Origin of the sequence: Streptomyces sparsogenes subsp. cuspidosporus, from assembly GCF_039532705.1 — a bacterium.
Lineage (GTDB): Bacteria > Actinomycetota > Actinomycetes > Streptomycetales > Streptomycetaceae > Streptomyces > Streptomyces sparsogenes.
The window spans coordinates 148646-166232 of record NZ_BAAASD010000017.1; the positions used below are offsets into that span (position 1 = coordinate 148646).

Sequence of the window (17587 nt, forward strand, 5' to 3'; positions counted from 1 at the left end):
CTACTGCCCCAGCTCGGCTTCGGTGTAGTAGCCCTCGTCCACCAGCAGCCGGGTGTTGGACTCGTCGATGCTCACCGGCGGCAGCAACTCGGACGGGACCTCATCGAGCAGCAGCCGCTCGGCGACGTCCGCGGCCTCCTCCATCGACAGCGGCCGATGTTCGGGTGGTTGCGCAGCTGGGCGGCGTTGCGGGCCTCGCGCGCGAGCCGCTCGGCCTGCTCGGTCTCGGACGCCGCCGGGGGATCCACAACTCCGTCGGCTCCTCTACGGCCCCTGGGCTCAGGCACTTTACTCGCCGGCGGATCACGACCGGCCACTCCCGCGCCCCGGGGCGGACCCGCGCCGCGATGAGTTTCCGTCGCCCGGCCGGTCTACCCCCACATGGACGAAGACTTCGGCGTCACCGGCGCCCACACCGAGGTGGAACTGCTCGTCGACGTGCCCATCGACGAGCTCTGGCCCGTGATCACCGACCTGTCGCGATACGGCGACTGGAGCCCCGAGTGCACCTACGCGGCCTGGCTGGACGGCTGGACCGGACCGGAGGTCGGCGCCCGGTACGAGGCCCGCAATCGCTTTCCGGACGGCTTGGTCACCCAGGTGCTGTGCGTGGTGACCGCCGCCACCGCGCCGTACGCGTTCGGCTGGGACGTGTACGGCGGCGACCCCGGGACCCATGAGCCGTTCGCCGCCTGGCGCTACGACCTGCGCCCCGCCGTGCGGCCCGTGCAGACGGTGGTCCGCCAGTCGTTCACCCACGGCCCGGGCGACAGCGGCGCCCGCGCGGCCGTACGAGCCGACCCCGCCAACGCCGCGGCGATCCTCCAGGGGCGGCTGGACCAGCTCCGCCACAACATGAAGTCGACCATCGGGGCGATGGTCTGCGATGTCGTCCAGGGCGACCGAGCCGTATGACGAGGCCATGACGGGGGGGCCCGGCCCGCTCGGCCGGGCGCCGCCACCGCTCGCGTCAGACCGGCGCGGCGACCGAGGCCCCGAGGTGCCGGACGAAGAACCGGACCGCGCTGTCGGCCTCGAACCTGGGCAGCTCCCTGTGGGCGCCCGCGCCCGGTAAAGCGCCGCGATCTCCTGCTCGAACCCCGGGCACCTCGCCCACGGTGAAGTCGCGCGCGACGCTTTTTCCGCTGGGGCCGCCCCTGCCTCCGTCGGGTCAGGATGCTCCCCCGACCCGGTCGACCCGCTTGAAGAGACGGCCGGCGAGGTCGACGCCGGTGATCGCGCCGTCGGCGTCGCGGGAGAAGTAGCCGCGCTGCCCCTCGAGACCGCCTTCGGTGACGATGTACTCGTCGCCGGGAAGGAAGCCGATGGCCGCGGCCGGGTAGTCCGGGGGCATCTCCTCGTCCGACGCCGCGCGGATCTCCGGCTTGATCCCGACCGTCAGGGTGAGGCGGGCGCCGTCGGTGGCGATGTCGAGGTTCATGGCGTCGATCTCGTAGCGGCCGGCGACCTGTTGGGCCTGTCCCTCGTCGTAGGGGAGCGGCTCCACCGTCTTCCGCGCGATGCCGAGGTAGTTCTCGAGCGCCCACCGTACGACGGACTGGTTGAAGGGGTAGCCGTCCGGGCCGAGGTTGGCCAGGGAGACCACCGCGAAGCCGCGCTCGGGCACGATGAGCAGCTCCGCGAACTGGCCGTTGCCCGAGCCGCCGTGGCCGATCCCGTGGAGGCCGTCCAGGTCGTGCAGGAACCAGCAGACGCCGAAGCCGTCGCCGAGCGTGCTGGCGCGCAGCCCGACCGTACGCTCCCGCATGCGGTGCAGTTCAGCGGCGGGCAACACGCCATCACCGTCGCCGAGTTGGAACCGTGCCCAGCGCAGCAGATCGCTCACCGAGGAGGCGAGGCCGCCGCCGGGGTTGTCGCCGCGCGCGCCCTCTTTGAACGCCCCCCAGGGCCGGGCGGGGTGCAGCTCACCGTCGTCGTCGCGGTTGTAGCCCACGGCGAACTTGCGGACCATGACCTCCGCCAGTCCGTACACGGTGTCCGCGAGGCCCACCGGCTCCAGGACGAGCGAGGCCATGGCCTGTTCGAAGGGCAGGCCGGTGACCTTCTCGATGACCCGCCCGGCCAGGTTGTATCCGGCCTGGCTGTACGAGGCGCGGGCGCCGGGCGGTGCGATCAGCGGCAGCCTGTGCAGCTTGGCCACGAGCCCGGCCAGGGAGCGGTCGCCCTCGCCGTCGTCGATCAGGTTCCAGTCCAGGCCCGCGGTGTGGTTGAGCAGGTTCAGGACGGTGACCCGCGCCGCGGCCTGCTCGTCGGCGAGCTTCAGCTCGGGAACGTAGCGCCGCACCGGCGCGTCCAGGTCCACCTTTCCCTCGGCGACCAGGCGCATCAGCGCGGTCGCGGTGAAGGTCTTGGACACCGATGCCAGCGGGAACAGGGTCTTCTCGTCGACCGGCAGCGGGTGGTCGAGGTTCGTCACGCCGTGCGAGGCGTAGATCTCCTGGCCGTCCAGGAGCACCCCGACGGCGGCGCCGGGAACGCCCAGCTCCGTGGCCTGCGCCTTGACGAACTCCGACAGCTTGTCCTGCGACATCGCTCCCCCTCCGGGCACTTGAACTAAGTACGAGAAGGAGCGTAGACCGCCACTTGAACAAAGTGCAAGTGCTGGCATGAACTAAGTGCAAGTACGATGGCGGCATGCCGCGAGACACGCTGACCGCAGACCGGATCGTCCGTGCGGCCATCGAGCTGCTCGACGAAGAGGGGCTGGACGGCCTCAACATGCGGAGCCTGGCGAAACGGCTCGGCTCGGCCGCCACGGCCGTCTACTGGCACATCAAGACCAAGGACGAGCTGGTCCGGCTCGCCGGCGACGCGATCTGGCACGAGGTCGAGCTGCCCGACCTCGACGCCATTGACTGGCGCACGGCTGCCACCGCCCATGCCTCCGGCATGCACGCGATGCTCACCCGGCACCCCTGGCTGGTCCAGGCGTTCGGCGGCCACCTCCTGCACGGACCCGGTCAGGCCCGCCACGACGACCTCGGCCTCGCCATCTACGAGAAGGCGGGCTTCGCCCCCGCCGACGCGGACCGGGCGGCCGGCACCGTGTTCACCTTCGTGCTCGGCAACGCGCTCGGCCCGGCCGCGCAGGTCTCGCTGAACCGTCGGCTGGGCAGGAACGGCGCGGACGCCGGGCAGTTGATGGCCGACGCCATGACGCGCGCCACCGAGACCGCCATGCGGTTCCCGCGCCTGCGCGAACGCCTCGGCACCACGGCCGCCGCGGAGTACGCCGCGGCGCCCGACGACACCTTCGCGTTCGGCCTGCGGTCCATCCTCGACGGCTTCGAGGCCCGCCTCACCGCCGATCGCGGCGGCCGGCGCGAGTGACGGGCGCCCGGACCACACCTGCGGAAAACCGGGACCGCACCCGCGGAGAAGAGGCCTGGGTCACAGCAGCCGGTCGACCAGCTCGTCGACGTACTCCGGGGTGAGCGGGTCCAGACCGAACAGGACGCGGATGTACATCGGGGCCATCACGTGGTCCAGCACCTCCAACGCGTCGGGTGCGCGCTCGCCGCGTTCGCCGGCGCGATCGAGCATGGACTGCAGGTGCCGGGCGCGTTCGGCGAGGAGGTCGTCAAGCGCCCGCCGGCCCTGCTGGCCGTTGCCCGACAGGGCGACGGCCAGGCGCAGCAACGCCAGGCCTTCGGGCCCGGTGATCTCGCGTGCCACGTTGGCCGCGTAAGTGCGCAGGTCGCCGGCGAGACTCCCGGTGTCGGGCATCGGCGACCGCGCGTTGAGGCGGGTGAGCGCCACATCGGTGAGCAGCGCTTCCAGGTTGCCCCACCGGCGGTAGACGCTGCTGTCGGCCACGCCCGCGCGGGCCGCGACATCGCCGACGGTGAACTTGCCGTAACCGCGCTCGCTGATCAGGTCGGTGACGGCCTGGTGCACCGCCGCGCCGACGCGGGCGGCGCGCCCGCCGGGTCGCCGGACTCGCTGTCGCTCCTCCATGCCCCCACCTTAACGCAGTCGAGGCTTGCGTTTGTGGGCGAGCCTCCTTACAGTCGACTAACGCAGTCAATGGCTGCGTTAGGGCGTCCCAAGGCTGACCGCGTCGGCCGTGGAGAGGCGCGACCACCGATTGAGAGGAATCCCCATGGCTGCATCAGCTGCGGCCGTAGACGGTCGACCGAACCGGGTCGTGCTGCTCACGGTGACCTGCCTGGGTCAATTCATGGTGCTGCTCGACAACACGATCGTCGGGGCGGCGCTGCCCGACATGCAGCACCGGCTGCACACTCAGCTGACCGGTCTGCAGTGGATCGTCGACGCGTACGTGCTGCTGGTCGCCATGCTGCTGCTGTCCGGCGGCGTTTTCGCCGACCGGTTCGGCCGCAAGCGGGTGTACCTGGCCGGTGCGGTGGTGTTCACCGCCGCATCGGGGCTGTGCAGCCTCGCGCCCTCGGCCGGATGGCTGATCGCCGGCCGGGTGCTGCAGGGCGTCGGCGCCGCGGCGCTGAGCCCCGCCTCGCTGGCCCTGCTCGCCGCCGCCTATCCCGTTCCCCGGGAACGCGTCAAGGCGATCGGGCTGTGGGCAGGATTGAGCGGCATCGGCCTGGCCGCCGGGCCGGTGGCCGGCGGCGCGCTGACGGACGCCTTCGGCTGGCCCGCCATCTTCCTGGTCAATCTGCCCATCGGCGTGATCCTGCTGCTGGTCGGCCTGCGCCACCTGGACGAGTCCCGCAATCCGAACGCCCCCGCGATCGACGTCCCGGGCACGGTGCTGTCCGTTCTGGCGGTGGGGGCGCTGGCGTACGGGCTGATCGAGGGTGGTGCCCGCGGCTGGACCTCACCGGTCATCCTGGGAAGCTTCGCCGCCGCGGCGATCCTCCTCGCCGGCTTCGTCGCCGTCGAAGCGCGTCGCTCCGCACCGATGCTGCCGCTGCGGCTGTTCCGGCAGCGGCTGTTCACCGTGTCCAACACCGCCATGGTCGTGGTGGGGTTCGCGCTCATGGGCTCGTCGTTCTTCTTCTCCCAGTTCTTCGTCTACGTCCAGGGCAGCTCGATCCTGCGCGCCGGCCTGCAGACCCTCCCCGCCACCCTCGCCATGGTGATCGTCAGCCCGTTCGCGGGCCGGCTCGCCGCCCGGTACGGCTTCCGGGCCGTGGTGACCATCGGCCTGGCCCTGGCCGGAGGGGGGCTGCTGGCGCTGGGCACGGTGCACGCCGACACCGGTTACGGGAACGTGTGGTGGCGGCTGGGGGTCGTCGGCATCGGCTTCGCCCTGACCATGTCCCCGCTGACCGGCGCCGCCATTCAGGCGGTCAGCCCGCAGGAAGGCGGCCTCGCCTCCGGCATCAGCAGCACCACCCGGCAGATCGGCGCGGTGCTCGGCGTGGCGGTGCTCGGAGCCGTCGTCCGCACCCGGCAATCCGGCGGCGCGTCCTTCGAGGCCGGCCTCAACAGCGCCTTCGTCGCCGCCGGCGCCGTCACGTTGGCCACCGCCGTGTTCACCGGCCTGTGGCTGGCGAGGTCCAGGCCCGCGGAAGGCTCGGCGGTGCCGCACCGCTCCACCGGTCCGGACGCGGTCACCCCGTCGAACGAGGTGGCCGCGAACAGCCGTTGACGGCGCCCCCGGCCCCGACCCCGGCCCCGACCCCGGCCGGGGGGCGCCCCCATGCGCTCCCCGGGCCATAGATCGCCGACTTCGAGCAGGTCACAGCCGAACCTCAAGTCTGGCTCTGAAGTGGGCCGGTCCGGGTTCGCGGGACGCTGATCGGACAATACTGCTGGTAAGGGAATCAGCAGGACGGACGGGGGCATTCCTGTGAGGACGTTATTCCGGCGCCGCGACGGAGCGGCGCGGCAGGCACTGGATCTGTACGACATCGCCTACTTGGCGGGCGGCCCGCGGCGCGTGGCCCAGGTCGCGCTCATCACCCTGCGCGAGCGCGGCGCGATCAAGTTCATCGGTTTGCGGCTGCGGGCGGTCCGGCCCGCGGAGGCGGCCGACCATCCGGTCGAGCGCGCGCTCATCGGGTGGTGTCACCCGGTGGGGTGCGACGCGGCCTCGGCGGTGGCCGAGGTGCTGTCGGGCCCCGAGGTGAAGCGGATCGGGGCCAGACTCGTTTCGTACGGCCTGCTCAGCCGCTCCCGGCGGCGCCGCACGGACGCGGGCGGCCGGGCGCTGGAGTCGGCCCAACAGGAGGGGACGCTTCCCGCCCATGTCCTCCAGGGCCTGTCCGCCGTTCCGGACGAGCGCCTGCGGACCGCGGTCGGGAAGGCCGTGCCGATTCCGGCCGGGCTCGGCGGAACCCTGATCCGTATGGGTCACGCCTTCGAGGACGACGACGGTGACGACTACGGCCAGGACGCGCATGGGGGCTCGGATTCCGCCCCGGGTCCGGACTGGGGATCCCACTCCGGCTCCGGCCACGCCTCCTGCGGCAGCGGCTGCGGCGGGGGAGGCGGCGGCGACTGACGGGAGGCATCGCGGTCGGGCGGGTGGCGCCCCGGCGCGGCACATTGCCGCGCCGGGGCGCCACCCTGACCGGTTGCGTCTTGTCCCGGGCCGTTTAGGGCCTCTCGTTAGGATCAGGCCGGGCTCGCGGGCCCTGGCACCGCGCCTCGCGGCGTTGTCGTCGGTTGCCATGGCTCCGCCATGGCGCCCTCCCCCGCCTTGCGATCCTCCCCTAGCTACCGCTGGGAGGTGCCCCCTGCACCAGACCCCGCTCCCTGATCCGGCCTGATCCAAACGAAAGACCCTAGCGCCGGTCCGCGTGCTGGTGGGCGGCGGCCTCCTCGGTGGGGGTGGGGCAGCCCACCGTGGCGGTCACGGCGGTCAGCAGCACCACCGAGTCCTCCAGCGCCACCAGCCCGTGGCGCTCCTGCGGGATGCGCTGCACCTGCCCGGCGATGAGGTCGAGACCGCCCTGGCCGGTCTCGCGCGCGGTGAGCCTGACATGCCCGTGCAGCACCTGGAGGCTCGCCGCCGGGGGCGCGTTGTGCTCGTCCAGCTCACAGCCGGCGACCATGGCGATGACGCTCTGCCGCAGCGGCCCGTCGTGCAGGAAAAGATGCGAGCTCCGGCCGTGCGGGTCGGCCTTGGCCCGGTCCAGGTGATGGCGTGCGAGTGCGGTGAGGTCGTCCATGAGTGTTCCCGAGTCTCCCTCGATCGGCCTGGTCTGGTCGTCACCGGGTTCCCTCAATCCTCACCGGCTAGCGTGGTGCGCGCCAATCCGAGGTACAGAGAGGTTTCCGCCGTGGCCGACTTCCTGACCGTCCTGACCACCACCGACACCCCCGAGAAGGCCGAGGCGCTGGCCCGCGGAGCGGTGACCGCGCGGCTGGCGGCCTGCGCGCAGATCAGCCAGCCCGTCACGTCGGTGTACCGGTGGCAGGGCGAGATCGAGACCGCGTCCGAGTGGCAGGTGCTGTTCAAGACGACCACGGCCCGCTACGCGGAGCTGGAGGCACACCTCCGCGAGGCGCACGACTACGAGACCCCCGAGATCATCGCGACGCCCGTCACCCAGGGCAGCGAGGGCTATCTGGCGTGGGTGGTGGAGGAGACGACCATCGGCTGACGGGAGCCGGCGCGGGGCGGTCGGGCACGGGCGGGCACGGGCGGGTACGAGCGGGCGCGGTCGGGGCCGCGCTCAGCGGGAGCCCGTCAGCGCCTTCCGGATCCCGTCCTCGCGCGGGCCCAGGAAGCGCGGGTCCGGCCGGAAGGCGGCGTCCAGCGCGGCCTTGCCCGCCGCGAAGGCCTCCCGCGCCCCGCCGAAGAGCCATGTCACGTCGTGCGGCTCGGCGACACCGACCCCGTACGCGTCGATGCCCGCCGCGTCGCACAGCGCCAGCGCCCGGCGGATGTGGAAGTCCTGGCTCACCAGCACCGCCCGACGCACGCCGAAGATCCGCTCGGCGCGGCTGCACGAGTCCCAGGTGTCGAAGCCCGCGTAGTCGCTCACGATGCGCCCGTCCGGAACGCCGTGCCGTACGAGGTAGGCCCGCATCGCGTCCGGCTCGTCGTAGTCGTGCCGGCTGTTGTCGCCGGTGACCAGGATCGCGCGGACCTTGCCCCGCTCGTACAGCTCGACGGCCGCGTCGAGCCGGTGGGCCAGGTACGGGGACGGCTCGCCGTCCCACAGCCCGGCGCCGAAGACCACCGCGACAGGGGCCTTCGGTACGTCCGCGACCGTGCGGACCCGGGAGTCGGTGGTGAGCCGCAGCCAGGTCGCGGGCAGCAGGGCGACCACGCTGAGCGCCATCGCCGCCTGGACGACCCGGCGCCGCCCGCGCCGGGTCTCGGGCAGGCGCGGCCATCGGGGCAGGCGCGGCCGGGCGGGGAGCCGCAGCCGCGCCCGCCCGGCCGACCAGGCTCTCCGTACCCGCTCTCCCGCACCCATCCGCCCACCGCTTTCGCCGCTCCGCCGTTCGCCTGGAGGGACGCCGGCCGGGGTCGGCCGGTTGCTTGATCGGTTCGGCCGGGCGGCGCCGCCGCATTAGTCTGGGCACCCTCCCCGTCAGCACAAACAGGCAGAAAACAGCAGGTGATCCGGTCGTGCCCCCGATACCCAAAGCAGAGCTCCACCTCCATATCGAGGGCACCCTCGAACCCGAGCTGGCCTTCGTGCTCGCCGGGCGCAACGGCGTGGCCCTGCCGTACGCGTCCGAGGACGAGCTGCGCGCCGCGTACTCCTTCACCGACCTCCAGGACTTCCTGAACCTCTACTACGAGCTGATGGCGGTGCTGCGCACCGAGGACGACTTCGCCGACCTGACCCGCGCCTACCTCGCCCGCGCCCGCGCGCAGGGCGTCCGGCACGCCGAGATCTTCTTCGACCCACAGGCCCACACCGCGCGCGGCGTGGCCATCGGCACGGTGATCGACGGCCTGTCGCGGGCGCTGGACGCGGCCGAGGAGACGTACGGCATCACCACCCGCCTGATCATGTGCTTCCTGCGCGACGAGAGCGCCGAGTCCGCCCTCGACACCTTCGAGTCGGCCCGCCCCTACCTGGACCGGATCGCGGCCGTCGGCCTGGACTCGGCGGAGGTCGGGAATCCGCCGTCGAAGTTCCGCGAGGTGTACGCGCGGGCGCGGGAGGCGGGGCTCAAGTGCGTGGCGCACGCGGGGGAGGAGGGGCCGCCCTGGTACGTGTGGGAGGCGCTGGACGTCCTCGGCGTGGACCGCGTCGACCACGGCGTGCGCTCCCTGGAGGACGACGCCCTGGTGGCCCGGCTGGTCGCGGACCAGGTGCCGCTGACCGTGTGCCCGCTGTCCAACGTACGGCTGCGGGTCGTCGACCGGCTGGAGGACCACCCACTGCGGGCGATGCTGGACGCGGGGCTGCTGGTGACGGTGAACTCCGACGACCCCTCGTACTTCGGGGGCTACGCGGGGGACAACTTCGACGCGGTGCGGGACGCGCTGCGGCTGGACGACGCCACCTTGCGGCTGCTCGCCCGCAACTCCTTCCGCGCGGCCTTCCTGGACGAGGGCACCCGGGCGGCCTACCTGAAGGAAGTCGACGCGCACGGGGCATGAGGGGGGGCGGCCGCACGGCGGTTTGCGGTGAGGCTGCCTGGTTTGCGGTGAGTTTGGGACGGGGGCACGCCCTCGCGCCGGGGGGTCGCCGTCCCAAACTCACCGCAGATCCGCGCCTGGCTCGGCGCGTTCCACCCGCACCGCGCACACCTTGAACTCCGGCATCCGGGAGACCGGGTCCAGCGCCGGATTGGTCAGCGCGTTGGCCCGCCCCTCGCCCGCCCAGTGGAAGGGCATGAACACCGTGTCCGGCCGGATGTCCCGGCTGATGCGGGCCGGGGCGACGGCCCGCCCCCGGCGGCAGACCACCGCGAGGGCGTCGCCCTCGGCGGCCCCCAGGCGCTCGGCGAGCAGGGGGTGCAGCTGGACGAACGGGCCGGGGGCGGCCCGGTTCAGCTCCTCCACGCGCCGCGTCTGCGCGCCCGACTGGTACTGGGACAGCACCCGGCCGGTGGTGAGGAACAGCGGATAGTCGGCGTCGGGCTCCTCGGCGGCGGGGCGGTGGGTCACGGTCGCGAAGCGGGCCCGGCCGTCGTCGGTCGCGAAGCGGTCGAGGAAGAGGCGCGGCGTACCCGGGTGCGGCCCGGAGCCGTCCGCCTCGTCCCGCCCGGCACCGCCCCACTCGTCCCGCCCGGAGCCGTCCGGCCCCGGCCCGGGCCCCTTCCGCCCGGAGCCGTTCGCCTCGTCCCGCCCGGCACGCTCGCGCCCAGCACCCGCCCTCTCCTCCGGGCAGGGCCAGAAGACCCCGTCCTCCTCCGCGATCCGCCGGTAGGTGATGCCGGAGTAGTCCGCCACCCCGCCCGCCGAGGCGCGGCGCAGCTCGTCGAAGACCTCCTCCGGGTCCGCCGGGAAGCCCTTCTCCCAGCCCAGCCGGGCGGCCAGCGCGCCCAGCACCTGGAGGTCCGAGCGGACGCCGGGCGGCGGGGGGACGGCCGCGCGGCGCAGCACGACCCGGCCCTCCAGGTTGGTCGTCGTGCCCGTCTCCTCCGCCCACTGGGTCACCGGAAGGACGACGTCCGCGAGCGCGGCGGTCTCCGAGAGGACCACGTCCGCGACCGCCATGAAGTCCAACGACCGCAGCCGCGCCTCTATGTGGGCCGCCCGGGGGGCGGAGACCACCGGGTTGGAGCCCATCAGCAGCAGGGCCCGTATGTCGCCGCCGAGCGCGTCCAGCAGCTCGTACGCGCTGCGCCCAGGACCGGGCAGCGCGTCGGGGTCGATGCCCCACACGTCCGCCACATGGGCGCGCGCTGCGGGGTCGTCGAGCTTCCGGTAGCCGGGGAGCTGGTCGGCCTTCTGGCCGTGCTCGCGCCCGCCCTGGCCGTTGCCCTGGCCGGTGAGACAGCCGTAGCCGGACAGCGGACGGCCGGCCCGGCCGGTGGCCAGGCACAGGTTGATCCAGGCGCCGACGGTGTCGGTGCCCTTCGACTGCTGCTCGGGCCCGCGCGCCGTGAGCACCATCGAGTTCTCCGCGTCGCAGAACAGGCGGACCGCCTCCCGGAGTTCGGGGACCGGGACGCCGGTGATCCGCTCGACCATCTCGGGCCAGTGCGCCATCGCGGCGGCCCGCGCCTCGGGCCAGCCGGCCGTGCGCCGCGCGACGAACTCCTCGTCCACCCGCCCCTCGGCGACCACCAGGTGCAGCAGGCCGAGCGCGAGCGCCAGGTCCGTCCCGGGCCGGGGCGCCAGGTGCAGATCCGCCTGCTCCGCCGTGCGCGTCCGGCGCGGGTCGACGACGATCAGCTTGCCGCCCGCCTCCTTCAGCTCGGTCAGATAGCGCAGCGCGGGCGGCATGGTCTCGGCCAGATTCGAGCCGACGAGGATCACACACCCGGTGCGCGCCACGTCCGCCAGCGGGAACGGCAGTCCGCGGTCCAGGCCGAAGGCCTTGTTGTGCGCGGCCGCCGCCGAGGACATGCAGAAGCGGCCGTTGTAGTCGATCTGCGAGGTGCCGAGCACGACCCGCGCGAACTTCCCCAGCGCGTACGCCTTCTCGTTCGTCAGCCCGCCGCCGCCGAAGACCCCCACCGCGTCCCGCCCGTGCGCCCGCGCGGCCCCCGCCAGCCCCTCCGCGACCCGGTCCAGGGCCTCCTCCCAGGTCGCCGGTTCGAGCCGGCCGGTGTCGGGGCGGCGGACCAGCGGCTCGGTCAGGCGCACCCGGGAGGAGAGCACGGCGGGCGCGGTACGGCCCTTGCCGCACAGCGCGCCGCGGTTCACGGGGAAGGCGGCCCGCTCCACCACCTCCACGCCCCCCTCGGCCCCGGGCGCGGGGCGCAGCGCCATGCCGCACTGCAGCGAGCAGTACGGACAGTGGGTGTCGACGGTGCCGGGGGCGGCGGCGGTGCCGGGGCCGGGGGAGCTGGTGGTGGCGGGGGCGGTGACGTGCGGCATGAGGGCAGCGTGCTACGGCCGTGTTACGGCCCGCGTCCGCCCGCGTTACGCACCGGGCAACCGGACCTCAGCGCGGGCCGCGACGGCCGGTGAACTCGCGGCAATCACTCGTGACGGCCACGCAACGGGGGCGCAATGTCCCGCTGCGAGGCTCTCGTCATGACGGCGTCGCCCCGCCCCGGTCCCCCGAGCCACCCCGCCCCCGCCGGCTCCCTCGACAGTACGGCCCAGCTCATGACCCGGATCACCGCACAGCTCAGCTCGCAGCTCGGCCATCTGGCCCCCGGCGGCCTACGCCGCCGCCCCCGGCCCCGATCCCTTTCCCACCCCGCCGCGCGCCGCCCGCCCACCCTGGTCGCCGTGGCCCACGGCAGCCGCGACCCCGAGGCGCTGCGCACCGTCACCGCGCTGGTGGACCGCGTCCGGGCGCTCCGCCCCGACCTGCCCGTACGCCTCGGCCACGTCGAGCTGAACCATCCGCTGCTCGCCGACACGCTCGCCGCGCTGCACGGCGAGGCCGTCCTCGTGCCGCTGCTTCTCGGCCGCGGCTACCACGTCAAGCGGGACCTGCCGGACGCGGCGGCGGCCGCGCCCCATCTGTCGGTCCGCGTCGCCGCCCCGCTCGGCCCCCACCCGCTGCTCGCGGAGGCCCTGCACGCGCGCCTCGCCGAGGCCGGGTGGACGCCCGGCCGGACGCCGGGGGAGGCGCCAGGGCGGACGCCGGGGGAGGCGCCCGGCGGGCTGTCGGCGGCGGGTGTCGTGCTGGCGGCCGCGGGCTCCCGCGACCGCGACTCGGCCGCCGACACGGCCCGGACGGCCGCCCTGCTCAGCGCCAGGCTCGGCGGTGTGCCCGTGCTGCCCGGCTACGCCTCCGGCACCGGGCCCACGGTGGCCGACGCGGTCCGCGCCCTGACCGGGCGGGGGCGCGAGAGGATCGCGGTGGCCTCGTACTTCACCGCTCCCGGCCGCTTCGCGACCCAGTGCGCGGCCGCCGCGCCCGGCATCGCCGCCGCGCCGCTCGGCGACCACGCCGCCGTCGCGCGGCTCGTGGTCCACCGCTACGAAGAGGCGCTCGCCTCTGCACCCATGTCACACCCGGCGGTTACCGTCGGTGTATGAGGCGCACTGGACCCACGGCATCCGATCCGACAGCTGAGGCCGCCGAGCAAGCCGGGCCGGCCGCCACCCCACCCGCGCCCGAGTGCGCGCCCGAGTCCGCGGCCTCGGCGAGGCCCGGCTACGAGGCGGCGGACCTCGAGCGCTGGGCGCCCGAGCCCGACAAGCGCCCGGGCCGGACCGCCTTCCAGCGGGACCGGGCGCGGGTGCTGCACTCGGCCGCGCTGCGCCGGCTGGCCGGCAAGACCCAGGTCGTCCCCGCGGCGCCCGCGGCCGACCTCCGCCCCGGCGCCGGCGCCCCCGCGTGGGACGCGACGCCGCGCACCCGGCTGACCCACTCGCTGGAGTGCGCCCAGGTGGGCCGGGAGCTCGGCGCGGCCCTCGGCTGCGACCCGGACCTGGTGGAGATGGCCTGCCTCGCCCACGACCTGGGCCACCCGCCCTTCGGGCACAACGGCGAGCAGGCGCTCAACGAGGTCGCCGAGGCATGCGGCGGCTTCGAGGGAAACGCGCAGTCGCTGCGGCTGCTCGCCCGGCTGGAGCCCAAGCGGTTCGTCGCCGACCCGGACACCGGCGAGCCGGTGAGCGTCGGCCTGAACCTGACCCGCGCCGCGCTCGACGCCGCCACCAAATACCCCTGGCCGCGCGGCGGCCACCCCACCGACCCCGGCTCCCGCAAGTTCGGGGTCTACGAGGACGACCTCCCGGTCTTCGCCTGGTTCCGGCAGGGCGCCCCCGGGCACCGCACCTGCTTCGAGGCCCAGGTCATGGACTGGTCCGACGACGTCGCGTACTCGGTCCACGACGTGGAGGACGGCCTGCACGCGGGCCATCTCGACCCCGCCCTGCTGCTCGCCGAGCCCGAGCGGCGCGAGGTGTTCGCGGTCGCCGCCGCCCGCTACGCCCCGGGCGCCGCACCGGACGAGCTGGCCGAGGCGCTGGACCGGCTGCTCGACCAGGAGTGGTGGCCCCACGGCTACGACGGCTCGTCCGTCGCCCAGGCCCGGCTCAAGGACGCCACCAGCCAGCTCATCGGCCGCTTCTGCCTCGCCGCGGAAGGGGCCACCCGCGCCGCCTACGGCACCGGCCGGTTCACCCGGTACGCCGCCGAGCTGGTGGTGCCGCGCGAGGCGCGCCTGGAGTGCGCGGTGCTGAAGGCCGTCGCCGACCGCTATGTGATGCAGCGCGCCGACCAGGAGGCGGTCCGCGCCGACCAGCGGATCGTCATCGCCGAGCTCGGCCAGGCGCTGATCGCCCGCGCCCCGGTCGGCCTGGACCCGCAGTTCCGCGCCCTGTTCGACACGGCGGACGCGGCCGGGGACGAAGCGGGCCGGCTGCGCGCCGTCGTCGACCAGATCGCCGCCCTCACGGACGCCTCCGCCCGCTCCCTCCACGCCCGCCTGACCCGCCACCCATGATCGCCCCGCACCCGACCCGTCACCCATGACCGCCCCGCACCCGCCCCCCACCCATGACCGCCCGCATCCGACCCCGCCACCCATGACCGCCCGCATCCGGCCCCGCCACCCATGACCGCCCGCATCCGACCCCGCCACCCATGACCGCCCCGCCCGCGCCCTGCGGGCGGCCGGACCCGCCCGTGCGGGGTGCGGCGGGCCCGGCCCGCTGGCCCGTACGGCGTACTGCCCCTTCCCGCCGCACGCGCGGTGCGGGAGGCTCGAACATCGGCTCACACGACCGGGGCTCATACGACCGGCCCTGACACGGCGTAGCCGCGCGCGGGCGTCGCGCGGCAGCGAGGAGGAGACAAGTGGTCGACGCACACCAGACGTTCGTCATCGTCGGAGGGGGTCTGGCCGGGGCGAAAGCCGCGGAAACCCTTCGCGCCGAGGGATTCACCGGCCGGGTGATCCTCATCTGTGACGAGCGCGACCACCCCTATGAGCGACCGCCCCTCTCCAAGGGCTTCCTCACCGGAAGCCAGGAGCGCGACAGCGTCTTCGTCCACGAACCCGCCTGGTACGCCCAGGCCGACATCGAGCTCCACCTCGGCCAGACCGCCGTCCACCTCGACCGCGCCGCCAAGGCCGTCGCCCTCGGCGACCGCACCCGCATCCACTACGACCGGCTGCTGCTGGCCACCGGCGCCGAGCCGCGCCGGCTCGACATCCCCGGCACCGACCTGGTCGGCGTGCACCACCTGCGCCGCCTGGCCCACGCCGAGCGGCTGCGGGCCGTGCTGGCCTCCCTCGGCCGGGACAACGGCCAGCTGGTCGTCGCGGGGGCGGGCTGGATCGGCCTGGAGGTCGCCGCCGCCGCGCGCGGGTACGGCGCCGAGGTGACGATCGTCGAGCCCGAGCCCACCCCGCTGCACGGCGTCGTCGGCCCCGAGCTCGGCTCGCTCTTCGCCGACCTGCACCGCGAGCACGGCGTCCGCTTCCACTTCGGCGCCCGGCTCACCGAGATCACCGGACAGGACGGCGTCGTGCTGGCCGCCTGCACCGACGACGGGGAGGAGCACCCCGCCCACGACGTCCTGGCCGCCATCGGCGCCGCCCCGCGCACCGCCCTGGCCGAGGCCGCCGGTCTGGAGGTGGCGGACCGCGCGGCGGGCGGCGGCATCGTGGTCGACGGCTCGCTGCGCACCAGCGACCCGGACATCTTCGCGGCGGGCGACGTGGCCGCGACCCCGCTCGCCTTCCCGGACGCCGCCGCGCCGCCCGGCGGCCGGCTGCGCGTCGAGCACTGGGCCAACGCGCTGAACGGCGGGCCGGCCGCGGCCCGCGCCATGCTCGGGCAGGAGGTCGCGTACGAGCGCGTGCCCTACTTCTTCTCCGACCAGTACGACGTCGGCCTGGAGTACTCCGGCTACGCGCCGCCCGGCTCGTACGACCAGGTGGTGGTCCGCGGCGATGTCGGCAAGCGGCAGTTCATCGCCTTCTGGCTGAGCGAGGGCCGCCTGCTGGCGGGGATGAACGTGAACGTGTGGGACGTCGTCGAGCCCATCCAGCGGCTCATCCGGAGCGGCGTCCGCCTCGACCCGGACGACCTGGCGAACCCGTCCGTCCCCCTGGCGTCCCTGCCGCGGTAGCAGCCGTAGCTGCCACGGGGGCCGCCGCGGCAGCCGTACCGCCGGGCCCCCGCCGGGCCCGGCGGCCGTGTCGGTGCCCGGCCGTAGAATTCACGCGTGGCAGGCAGGATCAACGATGACGACGTCAAGGCGGTGCGGGACGCGGTCCCGATCGACGCCGTCGTGTCCGAGTACCTCCAGCTGCGGAACGCGGGCGGGGGCAATCTGAAGGGCCTGTGCCCGTTCCATGACGAGAAGTCCCCGTCTTTCCAGGTGAGCCCCAGCAAGGGGCTTTTCTACTGCTTCGGCTGCCAGGAGGGCGGCGACACGGTCGACTTCATCATGAAGATCGACCACCTCTCCTTCGCCGAGACCATCGAGCGGCTCGCCTCCCAGGCCGGCATCACCCTGCGCTACGAGCAGGGCGGCTACACCCCGGGCCGGCAGCAGGGCGAGCGCACCCGCCTGGTCGAGGCCCACAAGGCGGCCGCCCAGTTCTACATCGAGCAGCTGGAGCGGCCCGAGGCCGAGATCGGCCGCCGCTTCCTCGCCGAGCGCGGCTTCGACCAGGCCGCCGCCCAGCACTTCGGCGTCGGCTACAGCCCGGCCGGCTGGGACCACCTCGTCCGCTTCCTGCGGGGCCGCGGCTTCACCGACAAGGAGCTGATCCTCTCCGGCCTCGCCCAGGACGGCCGCAAGGGCCCCATCGACCGCTTCCGCGGCCGCCTGATGTGGCCCATCCGCGACATCACCGGCGAGGTCGTCGGCTTCGGCGCGCGCAAGCTGCGCGACGACGACAACGGCCCGAAGTACCTGAACACACCCGAGACGCCGATCTACAAGAAGTCCCATGTGCTGTACGGCATCGACCTCGCCAAGAAGGAGATCGCCAAGACCAGCCGGGCCGTCGTCGTCGAGGGCTACACGGACGTCATGGCCTGCCACCTCGCCGGGGTGACCACCGCCATCGCCACCTGCGGTACGGCCTTCGGCGGCGACCACATCAAGATCCTCCGGCGGCTGCTGATGGACAATTCCAGCGCCGAGGTGGTCTTCACCTTCGACGGCGACGCGGCGGGCCAGAAGGCGGCGCTGCGGGCCTTCGAGGACGACCAGAAGTTCGCCGCCGAGACCTACATCGCGATCACGCCCGGCGGGATGGACCCGTGCGAGCTGCGCCTCGCCGAGGGCGACGACGCGGTCAAGACGCTGGTCGAGAGCCGCACGCAGCTCTTCGAGTTCGCGATCCGGCAGATCGTCGCCCGGCACAACCTGGACACGGCCGTCGGGCGGGCCGCCGCCCTGGAGGAGGCCGCGCCCGTCGTCGCCGGGATCAAGAACAGCTCGATCCAGCACGAGTCCGCCGTCCATCTGGCCGGGCTCCTCGGCATCCTCGACACCCAGTTCGTCGTCCGCCGGGTCGCGCAGCTCGCCCGCTGGGCCCGCGAGCGCGGCCGGCGCGGCGGCCCGCAGCAGGACGGCCCCCGCCGCGGCCCCGGCGGTGCGGGAGGCCCTGGTGCGGGCTACGGCGG

General features: G+C 74.0%; 16 protein-coding genes. 10 read left to right on the forward strand and 6 right to left on the reverse strand.

The genetic code is table 11. From position 1 onward, the window contains the following. The gene (locus ABFY07_RS21465) at positions 1–144 is read right to left on the reverse strand and encodes a hypothetical protein (RefSeq protein WP_346176052.1); all 144 of its coding nucleotides are present in this window, start codon (positions 142–144) and stop codon (positions 1–3) included. Positions 145–381: 237 nt separating this feature from the next. On the opposite strand from ABFY07_RS21465, the gene ABFY07_RS21470 reads away from it, so the two are divergent. Next, positions 382–915, forward strand: coding sequence for an SRPBCC family protein (locus tag ABFY07_RS21470; protein WP_346176053.1), 534 nt, complete (start codon positions 382–384; stop codon positions 913–915). A gap of 256 nt (positions 916–1171) precedes the next feature. Here the strand turns inward: ABFY07_RS21470 and ABFY07_RS21475 are convergent, their stop codons facing one another. Next, positions 1172–2551, reverse strand: a complete 1380-nt coding sequence (locus ABFY07_RS21475) for a serine hydrolase domain-containing protein (RefSeq protein ID WP_346176054.1) — start codon at positions 2549–2551, stop codon at positions 1172–1174. A 104-nt stretch (positions 2552–2655) separates the two neighbouring features. Between ABFY07_RS21475 and ABFY07_RS21480 the strand changes: the two genes are divergently transcribed. After that, positions 2656–3351 (forward strand): TetR/AcrR family transcriptional regulator, encoded by a 696-nt coding sequence (locus tag ABFY07_RS21480; RefSeq protein ID WP_346176055.1) that lies wholly within the window; start codon positions 2656–2658, stop codon positions 3349–3351. A 60-nt stretch (positions 3352–3411) separates the two neighbouring features. Here the strand turns inward: ABFY07_RS21480 and ABFY07_RS21485 are convergent, their stop codons facing one another. Then, the gene (locus tag ABFY07_RS21485; RefSeq protein WP_346176056.1) at positions 3412–3978 is read right to left on the reverse strand and encodes a TetR/AcrR family transcriptional regulator; all 567 of its coding nucleotides are present in this window, start codon (positions 3976–3978) and stop codon (positions 3412–3414) included. Positions 3979–4123: 145 nt separating this feature from the next. On the opposite strand from ABFY07_RS21485, the gene ABFY07_RS21490 reads away from it, so the two are divergent. Beyond that, entirely contained in the window at positions 4124–5593 is a 1470-nt protein-coding gene (locus ABFY07_RS21490) for an MFS transporter (RefSeq protein ID WP_346176057.1), read from the forward strand. A 201-nt stretch (positions 5594–5794) separates the two neighbouring features. Beyond that, the gene (locus ABFY07_RS21495) at positions 5795–6448 is read left to right on the forward strand and encodes a TIGR04222 domain-containing membrane protein (protein ID WP_346176058.1); all 654 of its coding nucleotides are present in this window, start codon (positions 5795–5797) and stop codon (positions 6446–6448) included. A gap of 283 nt (positions 6449–6731) precedes the next feature. Here the strand turns inward: ABFY07_RS21495 and ABFY07_RS21500 are convergent, their stop codons facing one another. Continuing rightward, positions 6732–7118: a cupin domain-containing protein gene (locus ABFY07_RS21500; RefSeq protein WP_346176059.1), complete on the reverse strand. Its 387-nt coding sequence runs from the start codon at positions 7116–7118 to the stop codon at positions 6732–6734. A 111-nt stretch (positions 7119–7229) separates the two neighbouring features. Between ABFY07_RS21500 and cutA the strand changes: the two genes are divergently transcribed. Then, positions 7230–7553 carry a divalent-cation tolerance protein CutA gene (gene cutA / locus ABFY07_RS21505; RefSeq protein ID WP_065958998.1) on the forward strand — a complete coding sequence of 108 codons (324 nt, stop codon included), beginning with the start codon at positions 7230–7232 and terminating at the stop codon, positions 7551–7553. Between the two features lie 72 nt (positions 7554–7625). On the opposite strand, the gene ABFY07_RS21510 is transcribed toward cutA, so the two are convergent. Next, complete coding sequence (locus ABFY07_RS21510) at positions 7626–8375, reverse strand: SanA/YdcF family protein (protein WP_346176060.1); 750 nt, start codon at positions 8373–8375, stop codon at positions 7626–7628. A gap of 155 nt (positions 8376–8530) precedes the next feature. On the opposite strand from ABFY07_RS21510, the gene ABFY07_RS21515 reads away from it, so the two are divergent. Then, a complete protein-coding gene (locus tag ABFY07_RS21515; RefSeq protein ID WP_346176061.1) occupies positions 8531–9517 on the forward strand; it encodes an adenosine deaminase in 987 nt (328 codons plus the stop codon). Between the two features lie 99 nt (positions 9518–9616). Here the strand turns inward: ABFY07_RS21515 and ABFY07_RS21520 are convergent, their stop codons facing one another. Then, complete coding sequence (locus tag ABFY07_RS21520; protein ID WP_346176062.1) at positions 9617–11908, reverse strand: molybdopterin oxidoreductase family protein; 2292 nt, start codon at positions 11906–11908, stop codon at positions 9617–9619. 159 nt (positions 11909–12067) lie between these two features. Here ABFY07_RS21520 and ABFY07_RS21525 point away from each other — a divergent pair, with 159 nt between their 5' ends. From ABFY07_RS21525 to dnaG, 4 genes are all read left to right on the forward strand, one after another. After that, positions 12068–13027 (forward strand): sirohydrochlorin chelatase, encoded by a 960-nt coding sequence (locus ABFY07_RS21525; RefSeq protein ID WP_346176063.1) that lies wholly within the window; start codon positions 12068–12070, stop codon positions 13025–13027. Then, positions 13024–14442, forward strand: coding sequence for a deoxyguanosinetriphosphate triphosphohydrolase (locus ABFY07_RS21530; RefSeq protein ID WP_346176064.1), 1419 nt, complete (start codon positions 13024–13026; stop codon positions 14440–14442). The genes ABFY07_RS21525 and ABFY07_RS21530 overlap by 4 nt, the downstream gene beginning before the upstream one ends. 353 nt (positions 14443–14795) lie before the next feature. Further along, positions 14796–16076, forward strand: a complete 1281-nt coding sequence (locus ABFY07_RS21535; protein ID WP_346176065.1) for an NAD(P)/FAD-dependent oxidoreductase — start codon at positions 14796–14798, stop codon at positions 16074–16076. 96 nt (positions 16077–16172) lie between these two features. Next, the coding region (gene dnaG / locus ABFY07_RS21540; protein WP_346176066.1) for a DNA primase at positions 16173–17587 on the forward strand (1415 nt) is incomplete at its 3' end.